The following is a 13,457-nucleotide window of genomic DNA, read 5'->3' as shown; positions in this document are numbered from 1 at the left end:
TTATTATGTTAAACCAGAAATGAATATTACAAAAATTATTAGTAAGACTTTTGACTCCCGTTTAAAACAAATAGATCTATATGCCAATCAGGCAAGTGAGATTCAACACCGTGTGTTGAATCGCTTAGTGCAGCAGGCTGCCCGGACCGAATGGGGGAAAAAGTACGACTACGCTTCTATCCGCAGCTATGAAGATTTTAGAAAACGCCTTCCGATTCAGACTTATGAGGAAATAAAGCCTTATGTGGAACGCTTACGGGCAGGAGAACAAAATTTACTTTGGCCGTCGGAGATACGTTGGTTCGCCAAATCATCTGGTACGACCAATGATAAAAGCAAGTTTCTTCCTGTCAGCAAGGAAGCTTTGGAGGATATTCATTACAGAGGGGGCAAAGATGCGGCGGCTCTTTACTTCCGTATCAATCCGGATAGTCATTTCTTTTCAGGCAAAGGATTGATTCTAGGTGGCAGCCACAGCCCGAACCTTAATTCCAATCATAGTCTGGTCGGGGATTTATCGGCCATTTTAATTCAGAATGTAAATCCGCTTATTAATTTCGTTCGTGTGCCAAGCAAGAAAATTGCCTTGATGAGCGAATGGGAAACAAAAATAGAAGCAATCGCTAACAGTACTATACCGGTGAATGTTACAAGTTTGTCCGGTGTACCGTCCTGGATGCTGGTGCTTATCAAACGAATTCTTGAGAAAACCGGGAAAAGGACATTAGAGGAGGTGTGGCCAAATCTGGAAGTGTTTTTCCATGGAGGAGTGGCTTTCACTCCTTATCGTGAACAATATAAACAAGTGATTCATTCGCCGAAGATGCATTATGTAGAAACTTACAACGCTTCCGAAGGGTATTTCGGCACGCAGAACGATCTTTCTGATCCAGCTATGCTACTGATGATCGACTACGGAATCTTCTACGAATTTGTTCCGCTGGAAGAAGTGGAAAAAGAGAATCCGCGGGCATATTGCCTTGAAGAGGTAGAGTTGAACAAGAATTATGCGATGGTGATTTCTACTTCCTGCGGTTTGTGGAGATACATGATCGGTGATACTGTGAAGTTTACAAGTAAGAATCCTTATAAGTTTGTTATCACGGGTAGGACGAAGCATTTCATCAACGCTTTCGGTGAGGAATTAATTGTGGACAATGCTGAGAAAGGGTTGGCTAAGGCTTGTGCGGAAACCGGGGCACAGATTTGTGAGTATTCCGCAGCACCGGTATTTATGGATGAAAATGCGAAATGCCGCCATCAGTGGTTGATTGAGTTTGCCAAAATGCCGGATTCAGTGGAGAGATTTGCAGCGATATTAGATGCTACCCTGAAAGAGGTTAATTCAGATTATGAGGCGAAACGATGGAAAGATATTGCTTTGCAGCCGTTGGAAGTTATCGTTGCCCGCCAAGGACTATTCCATGACTGGTTGGCACAGAGAGGGAAATTAGGAGGACAGCACAAAGTGCCTAGATTGAGTAATACGAGGGAGTATATTGAGACGATGTTGCTTTTAAATCAATGATAATGGTTATCGGGATTCAATTATAATTCCGCCACCGAGTAATAAACCATCTTTATAGAATGCGGCGGCTTGTCCAGGCGCAATGGCAGTTAAGGGTTCATGAAGTTGTACATGAAGCTGGTTGTCAGGCGTAATAGTGATTGTACAATGGTTTTCTTGTTTGCGATATCGTATTTTCACTATTATATCGGAGTATCCTAAGAGGAGTTCCTCATTCACTATATTCCAGTCGTTCAACCACATTTCTGTTTTTTCCAAGGCAGAAAGTGAGGATAATACCACTTCATTCTTCTCCGTATTTATCTCTTTTACAAAAACAGGACGGTTCAGATGAACGCCCAGTCCACGCCTTTGGCCAATGGTGTAGAAGGGATATCCTTCATGCCAGGCTATAAAATTGCCCTTTTCATCGACAAATTTCCCTCGGCTGACCATTTCGGACCATGGCTGACCATCTCTGACCAATGTCTGACCATTTCTAACCAACCAGTTCTTCAGGAAGCTTCGATAGTCCATCGGGCAAAAACAGACGCCTATGCTATCCTTTTTGGTGGCAACTTTTTGAAAGCCGTGTTCGGCTGCCCAGGCACGGGCTTCGATTTTCGTGATTTCGCCCATTGGCAACAGTATCCTACGAAGTATATCTTGTTTCAAGCCCCATAGAAAAAAAGACTGGTCTTTGTCCGAATCAACGGCATGCGTAATATAGTAAGTATCTTCTAGCTTTACTTTTTGAACATAGTGACCGGTAGCAATGTAAAAAATACCCATTTCATCAGCAATTTCGGCAAGCAGAGGCCACTTTAGACGGTTATTGCACAATGTGCAAGGCACAGGGGTATGACCCGCTAAATATTCATGCACAAAATACTCGATGATTTGCTTGTTGAAAACTTCACGGGCATCGTAGGTTATGTGACGAATACCCAGACGTTCTGCCAGATTACGGGCATCTTCCAGATATTCGCTCGAGTCATTCAGTTCATAAAAACGGAAAGTTATTCCGGTTACCTCATAACCGGCTTCCAGCAGTCGCATGGCAGCAACGGAACTATCCGTGCCACCACTCATACCTAACAATACTCGTTTGTTTTCTTTTACCATGCTGCAAAATTAAGGATTTTCCCGCATCTTTGTAAGTTAAAGCCTAAATAACGTAAGTTCGATATAACTTCGTCCGCATGGTTTCCCCTCTTTCGGAGAAGGAGTGTCCGAAGGACGGGGTGGTAGGATAAGCAAGGTTCTTCCTATTTTATTGTAGATGATAGACTTATGTGTTTACCTACCACCTCCCCCTACGGGGACTCACCCCCTCCGACTCCCCCGTTATCAGGGGAGAGCAACCTTCCCGAAGGAGGAGAATAGGAATAGTACAAACTTATATCGAACTGACGTTAAATAGAATGAAAGAGAAAATAACAGCATAAAGGAAAAGATACTCTATCTGCAAGACGAAAAACGGAAACTAGCGGAAACGTTTGTCACAGAGAGCGAAGCATTGCCGGCGTTGAGCAATGAACAGTGGGTAGACCTGCTAAAATAGAACATTTTATGACTCAATCCCACTAATGGAATCGTAAAATGTATGATTTCATCGTATTCCTGAATTTTTTTATCCATATACTCTTATTTTATCAGGTTATCTTTGCCACTGTGAAATAAAAAATAACCCGAAACAATAAACGTATGAAAAACAGGAGTATTACCTATCTTCTCTTTGGTTACATCTGCTATATGTTATTCTCATTGCACTCTTGTAATGAAATAGATGACCTCCAGACTGATGCTGACCAACTTAAAGATCGTGTAGCTAAATTAGAAGAAGCAATAACCAAAGTAAATGCCTCTGCAAACAGTCTGCAATATTTATTATCCGACAAACAAATTGTCGGTATCACCCCTATCGATAAAGGATATAAAGTTGAGATGAGTGATGGGCAAACCATCACGGTGTTAAGCGGTGAGGATGTAGAACATTTACTTCCCCTACTTAGCATCAGTGAGGACGGATATTGGATGTACAGTATGAACGGAGAAACATCTCAGTATTTGTTGGATCCAGACGGAAATCCTATCAAAGCATTTCCTACTAACAGCGAAGGCAATCCCATTTCTTCACCATTAATAAGAATCAGTACTGACGGGTATTGGCAGGTAAGCTACGACGGAGGACAAAGCTATGATTATATTTTGGACAACGGAGAAAAAATGCCTGCACTACCTGGAACCGGAAGTAATTCCATTTTCAATACAGTAAAATATGATTCTGAAACAAAGGAATTAAAAGTAACTTTAAAAACCGCCCCGGATACAGAACTTTCATTTCCGGTAATAGACACCTTCTACCTAAACGTGAAAGGCACTGAAAACGAACAAGTATTCCCACTTAGTGAAACACGTCACTATGAGGTAGAACAAAGCGATATAGAAGAAGCCACAATTCAAGCTCCTCAAGGGTGGAAAGTTACTTTATCAGAAACAGAACTAAGTATTACCGCTCCCGATAAAACGGATGTGGAGAGACAAGAAACAATTCGAATAATCATTACTTCCCCCCAAAAATATATTCGTATCCTTCCTATCCGAGTAAAGTTATTGACTAGTAAATATGACGCGACCGCTTGTCTGGCATGGAACGAATTTATTACAGGAGCTCCTGATAATGTATTACTCGATTTCTCTTATGCCGGTTACAAGCATGGTGAAGTAGCCCCACCCGATGTATATACATTGGGTTATAAAGTTTATAACATAAAAGATTACGGAGCTATTCCCAACGATGGTAAATCAGACCGCGAAGCATTCATCAAATTATTGGAAGCAATGGGAGCAACAAGAGGTACCGACAAAGATGCAATTCGTTATCACATGAACAGTGCCAATGCGATTATTTATTTTCCTCCTGGAGAATATATACTCCAAGGAGAAGGAGAAAAAAATACTCCTTTAAGACTAACCATGAACAATTTGATTATAAAAGGAGCCGGACGAGACAAAACAACCATAAAAATGGCTGAAGCCAATACACAGACCGATCCTGACAAGATGTGGAGCACACCGGTAATGCTTGAACTCAAGAACAATGGAAGAAAAACGAGTGAAACTCAGTTATCAGAAGTAAATCAGAAAGCACCGAAAGGTTCATTTAAAGTGACATTAGCTTCCAGTACAGGTATTAAAAGCGGTGACTGGGTTTATCTGCATATGAAAAGTAACAATGCCACATTATTAGCACAAGAGCTCTCCCCATATACGGCAACTGCCGGGATGACAAACATCAAAGATGGAGTGGAAGTATATGATTACCACCAGGTCAAATCTGTATCCGGCAACACCATAGAATTCGTAGAACCGCTGATGCATGAAGTTGATCCTGAACTTGGAACATGGGAATTCCATACCTATCCCCACTATGAAAATATAGGTGTAGAGGATCTGACTTTTGCAGGAGAAGCCAAAGAAGATTTCATGCATCATCGTCCCAATGTAGACGGAGCGGATGACGGTGCTTATAAGATTATTGACTTCGTGCGTCTTACAAATTCCTGGATGCGCCGAATAAATTTTGTAAGTGTAAGTGAGGCTTCTTCTATTACTAGCTGTGCCAATGTCTCAGTATATGATGTCCACATCGGTGGAAACCGAGGTCACGCTGCCATTCGTTCACAAGCTTCCTCACGTGTGTTTATTGGGAAAGTCATTGATGAAAGCAATGGATACGAAGCAATCAAGGACCAGACAATCGGTAATGTCATCATTCAGGGGGCAGGTCAATATCATGGTTGCGGTGTTTCCAAACAAAGCCTGGGTGCCGTTATATGGAAGGTACAATGGGGTAAAGATGCCTGTTTCGAATCACATGCGACACAACCACGTGCTACCTTGATAGACTGTTGTAGTGGTGGTTTCATGCCTTGGAGACAAGGAGGAGACTCCAACCAGATGCCTAATCATCTCGCAGATCTTACCATCTGGAATATGAATGCATTGAATGTAAAATATGACGCTGCATGGGGAGAAAAATTCAAATGGTGGGCAGACGGGCCATGGTGGAAATTCCTTAAACCTATCGTAGTCGGTTTCCATGGCACTTCCATCAATTTTGATGAAACTCAGATGATACGCAACGAAGCCCCGGGAGCCCCAGTATCTCCCTATTCTTTATACGAAGCCCAACTTCGCAACCGGCTAAATTATGTTCCGGCCTGGTTAAACTCACTGCAATAATAACTTTTAAAATAATACGATTATGAAGAAATTTTGGTATGTATTCATGTTAATAGCCGTATGTCTGGCAGGATGTAATAACACCGATGATTTAGAGGATGATATCAATGACCTCAAGAAACGCGTGACCTCTTTGGAAACCCAAATCAATGACCTGAATAATAATATAGAAGTGATTCGGGAACTTTGCAAGGAAGGTAAGACTATCACCAATATAGATCATACAGACGGAGTTTATACACTTACACTTAGTGATGGAAGTACACTGAAATTGGTTGAAAAGACTTCAACTTCCGCCCTCTTCCCGCTGATAGGAATCAATGACGAGGGAAACTGGCAGGTTAGCTATGATAATGGCAATACTTATACCCCCATTTTGGTTAACGGACAACCTGTAAAAGCTAAAGGAGAAGATGGTATAACTCCCAAATTCCGTGTAAACGATGGATATTGGGAAGTAAGCACAGATGGAAACAATTATACCCAAGTGAAAGACGAAAATGGTAATCCGGTGAAAGCTATTCCCGATGACTCATCTGCTCCTTCCGAAGATTCTTTCTTCCAAAAAGTAGAAAATACAGGTTCTTCATTAGAAATCACTTTAAAAGACGGCACTGTCGTATCAGTCCCCGTTGTGAAAGACTTCTTCTGTTATTTTGATGAAAGTTACACAGGCATACAAAAAATTGCAGCTGGCAACTCCAAAGAGTTTGACTTACATATCAAAGGCGCTGAAAACGTATCTGTAATTGCAGCTCCGGCCGGATGGACTGTTGAAATAGGCGATGCCGTCGAGGAAGTAGCTAAAGTAAAAGTTACCGCCCCTTCCACAACCGCTCCATCGACACGCGCTATTGCTGATAATACCAAGGATATTGCTATCTTGGCATCAAAAGGGGTACATGCACAATTAACTAAGATTCAAGTAGAGATTGGAGAAGATATCCCTGCCATTAAAGACTATAAGGCAGATTATGAAGCGGGAAAAGATATCACCATCGGAGAACTGACTATCAACAAGACTTCCGGTTACACAATGAAATCATTTGACGCTTCCACTGAAGATGTTGACCTTTCTAACGAAATTAATAATGTAGATACCCCCACCCTTTTATTCCTTACCGGAACTGCAAACAAATTTATTACGGCAGGTGGAATCAAAACTATTAAAACAAATATCATACTGATTGGTCAACTGGAAAATGAACAACCTGTATTCAGCCCTGAATTCTGTACAAAACTGACTACAGGAGGTCTTGCTCTAAAAAATATTGTACTGGACATGAATTCATTGGATGGTTCCTCTAATAAAACTTATTTCCTAAACAATGCCAATGCAACAAAAAATGCAGAATGGCTAATAATTGAGGATTGCTCCATCAAAAACATGCAAAAGCCGATATATAACGCAGCAACTTATGATAAAGGAATAGATAAAATAGAGATTACCAATACAAAAATTGCATGTGATATAGAACCGGCGCAGAATCTTCCATTAATCAATCTCTATAATAGTAGCAATCTGGATGGTTATCCAAAATTTGTATTCAAAAACAATACAGTTTACAGCAACTTACCCATTAAAGGGCAAATATGGGCATGGAATGACAAAGGTGCGGCGACCCCAATAAATAGCAACATAGTCAATGTAAACATAAGCAACAATACATTCATGAATTTCATTGGAACAAATGTTTTAAACAAGTTCTATATGAAAGCCGATATTCAGATGCAGAAGAACGTATTTTATGGTGCTGACGCCAACTACGCAAACACTAAGTCGTCTTCTTTCTACAGTTATTATGGCGAAAACGCAACCGGTCTAATTCAAGTAAGCGACAATATTGTATTTGATGAAAGTACAGGTAGCGGCACTACACGAAGTTGGTTGACTTATCACGGAAGTTCTAAACTTCAAGATGGTTCCGGAAGTAATAAGATATCTATTTTAGAGACAACCCCGTTCGCCACAATAGACTTTTCATCAGGCACTTTTACTCTCAAAGCTGAATACAAGAATTATGGTGCACAATAACTAACCATTCAATTATATAACAGAAAAGGATGTCAATATGACATCCTTTTCTGTTATATAATCTTGCTAAAATACTTTTTTACCCTATCTTTGTCCCCAAAACAACCTGCATGAAATACAAACTTATCGTGCTCGATCTTGACGGCACACTTACCAACTCTAAAAAAGTAATCACTCCCCGCACCAGGGAAACACTGATACGTGTACAAGAACAAGGTGTCCACGTGGTATTGGCTTCCGGACGGCCGACTTACGGCATCGTCCCGCTGGCCAACGAATTGCGCATGAATGAATTCGGCGGATTCATCCTGTCCTACAACGGCGGGGAAATCATCAACTGGAAAACACAGGAAATGATTTACGAGAATGTACTTCCGAATGATGTAGTTCCTGTACTTTATGAATGTGCGCGTACTCACCATCTAAGCATATTAACTTACGACGGAGCAGAGATTGTAACCGAAAACTCCGAAGACCCGTATGTACAGAAAGAAGCTTTTCTGAACAAGATGGCAGTTCGGGAAACAAACGACTTCCTGACGGACATCACGCTTCCCGTAGCCAAATGCCTGATTGTGGGAGATGCCGACAAGCTAATCCCTTTGGAATCCGAACTCTCTCTCCGATTGCAAGGACATATTAATGTATTCCGTTCTGAGCCTTATTTTCTCGAACTAGTCCCGCAGGGAATTGACAAAGCTCTGTCTCTTGCCGTTTTATTAAAAGAGACAGGAGTAGAACGCGAAGAAATCATAGCAATAGGCGATGGTTACAATGATTTGTCAATGATAAAATTTGCCGGACTAGGCATTGCCATGGGCAATGCACAGGAACCAGTGAAAAAAGCGGCGGATTATGTCACTTTAAGCAATGAAGAAGACGGCGTAGCCGAAGCAATCAATAAATTTCTACTTGCGGAGCTTTAGTTTCAACCCGCTTTGAAACTTTTTGTTTCTCGGTGTGAAACACTTCGTTTCAAGCAGTGAAACAAACCGTTTCACACCGAGAAACACATCGTTCCAATAAGAGAAAAATAAATTGGAACTATAAATGAACTTATTAAAGATAGGACGCATATTCAGATTTTATACTAACTTTGCGATTCCAATAGAACAAATATAAAATGTTATGGAACATCAACTTACCATTTACAACACGTTAGATAGAAAGAAAGAGTTATTCGTACCGCTCCACGCACCTCATGTAGGCATGTATGTGTGCGGACCGACTGTTTACGGTGACGCTCATTTGGGACATGCCCGTCCGTCCATTACATTCGACGTACTCTTCCGTTATCTCACTCATCTAGGATATAAGGTACGTTATGTACGCAATATTACCGACGTAGGCCATTTGGAACATGATGCCGACGAAGGAGAAGATAAAATCGCCAAGAAAGCCCGCCTGGAAGAACTGGAGCCGATGGAAGTTGTTCAGTATTACCTGAACCGCTACCACAAAGCAATGGAAGCACTCAACGTGCTTTCCCCCAGCATCGAGCCGCATGCTTCGGGCCACATCATCGAACAAATCCAACTGGTACAGAAGATTCTGGATGCCGGATACGCTTACGAAAGCGAAGGTTCCGTCTACTTCGATGTTGCCAAATACAATAAAGACCATCACTACGGTAAATTGTCCGGACGCAATCTGGATGACGTATTGAATACCACCCGCGACCTCGACGGACAAAGCGAAAAGCGCAATCCTGCCGACTTTGCCCTTTGGAAAAAAGCACAACCGGAACATATCATGCGCTGGCCGTCTCCCTGGAGCGACGGTTTCCCCGGATGGCATGCCGAATGTACCGCTATGGGACGTAAGTATCTTGGCGAGCATTTCGACATTCACGGTGGTGGAATGGACTTGATTTTCCCTCACCACGAATGTGAAATCGCACAATCGGTAGCTTCGCAAGGCGACGATATGGTTCATTACTGGATGCACAACAATATGATTACCATCAACGGAACAAAGATGGGCAAATCACTCGGTAACTTCATCACGCTGGACGAGTTCTTCAACGGCACTCATAAGTTATTGACGCAAGCCTACACTCCAATGACTATCCGTTTCTTCATCCTGCAAGCTCACTACCGCAGCACGGTTGATTTCAGCAATGAAGCGCTGCAAGCATCAGAAAAGGGGTTGCAACGACTGATGGAAGCCATTGCTGCATTGGAAAAAATAACTCCTTCAGCAGCAACTTCAGAAGGAATTAACATAAAAGAACTACGTGCCAAATGTTATGAGGCAATGAACGATGACCTGAATACTCCTATTGTCATCGCACAACTTTTTGAAGGTGCCCGTATCATTAACAATATCATCGCCGGAAATGCTACTATTTCCGCTGAAGACTTGAAAGAGCTGAAAGAAACATTCCACTTGTTCAGTTTCGACATCATGGGACTGAAAGAGGAAAAAGGTTCTTCCGATGGTCGTGAGGCAGCATACGGCAAGGTAGTAGACATGTTGCTGGAGCAACGCATGAAAGCAAAAGCCAATAAAGACTGGGCTACTTCCGATGAAATTCGTAATACATTGACTGCGCTCGGATTCGAGGTAAAAGATACAAAGGACGGTTTCGAGTGGAGATTGAATAAATAAAACAAGAAACAGAGCATTTCACAGTGCAAACTAAAAATAAAGAAGACCGGTTCACCACGAACCGGTCTTCTCTTTTTTCATCACTTTTTATGCATGAGCATTTCAACAGGTTGCCCATGTTGGCAGGTCACCGTCAATACGGTATTCTCTCCCTGTTGCTCCAACTGAACATTTTCCATCGGAACCATCAATGTCCAGTGTCCTTTGAGGCGTATCTCCTTACGGATAGGACGACTCGGTTCCTTCGTTGTATAAGCCTTCTCTTTTATATTCAGATTAGGGTCACAGACACTCAGACGGATACCTTTATCCGGTTCCCTCATATACATTACCATCGTTTCTGCGGGAATAGCGGAAATCAGTTTGTCACCGTCGGGTTGGTAAGTTTCAAAAGCGGCGTATGCCGTAATCCCTGTTTTTTTATCATAAACCACATGGGCTGTCTGATTGCGTTGCAAGACCTCATATGCCGGAGTTTTACGCACTTCATCCAAATCAGTGGCAGAGGGTTGTATCAACACCATATATTCATACGTTCCATCCTTCGGAGCTTTGCCATGCTCAATCCAGGCCGAGGAGAACTTTTCCTTAGTCACTGTACGAGTCTTTTCATGACGTGATTCCTGTTCCGCAACTTGTGTACGAACATTTCCGTCAACCACGTGATAATAATTATCATAGCCATCATGCAACCAATAATTATCATCTCCTACTTTAGAATCCACTCCATTGTATTTGGTCTGGAAAAGGGTCGTTTCCGTCGGATAATCCGTGTTACTGTTTGTTATGCCCGTTCCCAGACAAATCATCCGGTTATCAAAGCAGAATACAGATTTACGGGCAACGAAATCCGGTGTAAAGTTCTTATAGTCACGTTCCATCAGCTTCATGGCAAACATGCCATTCTTCCCTTCCAAAGAACTGCTACCTGAGAAATTTTCTTTAGAATGAGCCATGGTAGTTCCTTTCAGCGGGCTATCCAACAGTTCAAAAGGTAAATGAATGGTCGTTGTACCCGGCAAACGATTCCAGTCCCATCCTTCCTGTACAAAGCCGCTGCCGGCACGAGATACGGGATTTCCTTTGCCCATAATCTGTACCGAACCATAACTCTGATACCGTCCGTAACGATTGTCCTTCACATAAATTTCAGAACCCCATACATCGGTGGTATATCCTTTCAGCGTTACCATCCAGTCCGCACGGCGGAAAATACCTGCCGAGCCGTAGTTGTAGACAAAAAAGCCTTGCGGAGCCTGTGCCGGCTGCACACCTTCTTTCTTAAAAAAACGTGCATTCGGAGTATCTTCGTTGCGTACGAGACGCAAATAATCGCCAGCCAGGCCACGGTCGAATGTATTCCCCTGACCGGACAAGTCGCCGGACATAGCAATGTTGGCAAATGCTTCAATATCATCACTTCCCATTTTTCCACCAAAGGGATGACGTCCGCTGATACCAATACCCCATTCATAAAGATTACAATAGTTGCGCATGGCAATAAAAGCGGACTTCATATGCTGGCGCGCCTCTTTTGTCAATTCAAAGCTCGTCCCATTAGTGAAAGCGATAAATTGTCCCACTGTAGCCAATACACCGGTGGTGTATCCCGGATAGAAACCGCCATGATGGAAAGTAGTGCCGTCCACTTTTATACCGCCAATCGTTCCCGGCGTATATCGTAAGGAAGAAGACAGCCAACGGGATAAGCCGTTCAAAGCCTGTTCCTGTTCTCTAGCATCAGGGAACATCATAGCAGAGATGAATTTCGCCATCAATAACGTATGCCAGGAGTCCAGCAGTTCGTCGCGCGTCGGGGAACACGGCTGGCGGGTTTCCTGCAAAGCCGCCCAAAAACGCAATGTAGAGAGATAAGCGTCCCGATGAGGATGTTTATAAATCGCATCACGTATCAACCAGGCAGTCGTATATATCTTACGAATCTGATAACCATAATGATGATTCGTCCCCATACCACTACCGAACGCAAATCCCTGGTCAATGGCATAGTCGAATACAGTGAAATAGTTCTTCTTCGACGTCTCATTCTGATTGTAATACATATCATAGGCAAAGCCGGAAAGCATGGTTTCAATATCATTCCATGACATTTCCCCTTTTTTCTTATCCTGTTCGTCGGGCGCCACAATAGGTGTCCCTACAAAACCTGTTCCGGCGACGGATGGAGTGATAGCGGCTTTCTCAAATGTCTTATAGGCAGCGTTAATCTGTCCCTGCGGTGCTTTTTTCACTTCAAGAAAGTCAGTCAGACGCTGTTCGATGGTTTTCAGCTCTTTCTTTTGCTGACCAGTCAACTTAGATGCTAACGGGACATCATATGATTGCTGTTCCCACTTCCACACGAGACACCAGTGCCAGAGGTCACGATTAGACAAGCCGTTATTGGACGGCAATTGCTGGTCGGGAGTAGTGCGAAGATTCATCTTCTTCTCAGGAAAAGTCAGACGGTCAAGGAAAATACGTCCTTTCCGTTGAGGAGCAACCAACCGGTAAGAAACGATATTCTTGTCGTTCTTCTCTCCTTTCATATACTCGAAAGAAATCCAGCACGCACGCCAACCGGCTGCCTGCAAATGATAAGAGAACCAATAAGAGACTTCGCCCGCCTTATTCAAGAACTCGAAGCGGATAGAATCCTGCTGCGGTTTCTCATTATAAATCCACAAAGTAATGCCGAACTGCTTCTCTTTCTTCGCATTGAGTGATAAAGGAGAGATTTGAACATTTAAAGCAGAACCGGGTTGAAAATCCCATTCCAGGCTGCTCTCCCCTTCTTTATAAAAGAGAGAGGATGCTTTCAGTTCTCCCTTTCCCGAAACGTTGAACGCTTCGGGGACTCCGTCTTCAAATCCGATGAATTGGGCAAAAGCGGAAGAGATACTTCCAAGCAATAATAGTATGATGAAACAAGTATTTTTCATTCAATCGCATATTAATTTTTAGACAGAAGAACATAAGAACAAAAGATAGAACAATAATTTTATAAACAGCAAAAATAACTATCTAAATAACGTGAGTTCGATATAAGTTCGCCCG

Annotated in this window: 8 protein-coding genes; 5 read left to right on the top strand and 3 right to left on the bottom strand. The window is 42.6% G+C overall.

Annotation, left to right across the window (positions count from 1 at the left end; genetic code table 11):
- Positions 1-19: 19 nt before the first annotated feature.
- Positions 20-1,528, top strand: a complete 1,509-nt coding sequence (locus CLIN57ABFB40_RS14090) for a GH3 auxin-responsive promoter family protein (RefSeq protein ID WP_175630677.1) — start codon at positions 20-22, stop codon at positions 1,526-1,528.
- Between the two features lie 6 nt (positions 1,529-1,534).
- Here the strand turns inward: CLIN57ABFB40_RS14090 and mnmA are convergent, their stop codons facing one another.
- The gene (gene mnmA, locus CLIN57ABFB40_RS14085; protein WP_175630676.1) at positions 1,535-2,632 is read right to left on the bottom strand and encodes a tRNA 2-thiouridine(34) synthase MnmA; all 1,098 of its coding nucleotides are present in this window, start codon (positions 2,630-2,632) and stop codon (positions 1,535-1,537) included.
- A gap of 336 nt (positions 2,633-2,968) precedes the next feature.
- Positions 2,969-3,148: a hypothetical protein gene (locus tag CLIN57ABFB40_RS14080; protein ID WP_175630675.1), complete on the bottom strand. Its 180-nt coding sequence runs from the start codon at positions 3,146-3,148 to the stop codon at positions 2,969-2,971.
- Between the two features lie 66 nt (positions 3,149-3,214).
- On the opposite strand from CLIN57ABFB40_RS14080, the gene CLIN57ABFB40_RS14075 reads away from it, so the two are divergent.
- The 4 genes from CLIN57ABFB40_RS14075 to cysS all read left to right on the top strand — a co-directional run bounded on the left by CLIN57ABFB40_RS14075 (position 3,215) and on the right by cysS (position 10,400).
- Positions 3,215-5,755, top strand: coding sequence for a DUF4955 domain-containing protein (locus CLIN57ABFB40_RS14075; RefSeq protein WP_175630674.1), 2,541 nt, complete (start codon positions 3,215-3,217; stop codon positions 5,753-5,755).
- A gap of 22 nt (positions 5,756-5,777) precedes the next feature.
- Positions 5,778-7,790 (top strand): PL29 family lyase N-terminal domain-containing protein, encoded by a 2,013-nt coding sequence (locus tag CLIN57ABFB40_RS14070; RefSeq protein ID WP_175630673.1) that lies wholly within the window; start codon positions 5,778-5,780, stop codon positions 7,788-7,790.
- 110 nt (positions 7,791-7,900) lie between these two features.
- Positions 7,901-8,716 carry a Cof-type HAD-IIB family hydrolase gene (locus CLIN57ABFB40_RS14065; protein ID WP_175630672.1) on the top strand — a complete coding sequence of 272 codons (816 nt, stop codon included), beginning with the start codon at positions 7,901-7,903 and terminating at the stop codon, positions 8,714-8,716.
- Between the two features lie 202 nt (positions 8,717-8,918).
- On the top strand, positions 8,919-10,400 hold the full coding sequence (cysS, locus tag CLIN57ABFB40_RS14060; protein ID WP_175630671.1) for a cysteine--tRNA ligase: 1,482 nt from the start codon (positions 8,919-8,921) through the stop codon (positions 10,398-10,400).
- 80 nt (positions 10,401-10,480) lie between these two features.
- Here cysS and CLIN57ABFB40_RS14055 read toward each other — a convergent pair whose 3' ends face one another.
- Positions 10,481-13,342: a chondroitinase family polysaccharide lyase gene (locus tag CLIN57ABFB40_RS14055; protein WP_175630670.1), complete on the bottom strand. Its 2,862-nt coding sequence runs from the start codon at positions 13,340-13,342 to the stop codon at positions 10,481-10,483.
- Between the last annotated feature and the right edge of the window lie 115 nt (positions 13,343-13,457).

Origin of the sequence: Bacteroides acidifaciens, assembly GCF_903181435.1 — a bacterium.
In the GTDB taxonomy this organism is placed as follows: domain Bacteria; phylum Bacteroidota; class Bacteroidia; order Bacteroidales; family Bacteroidaceae; genus Bacteroides.
This window is presented reverse-complemented; position numbering and strand designations above follow the sequence as displayed.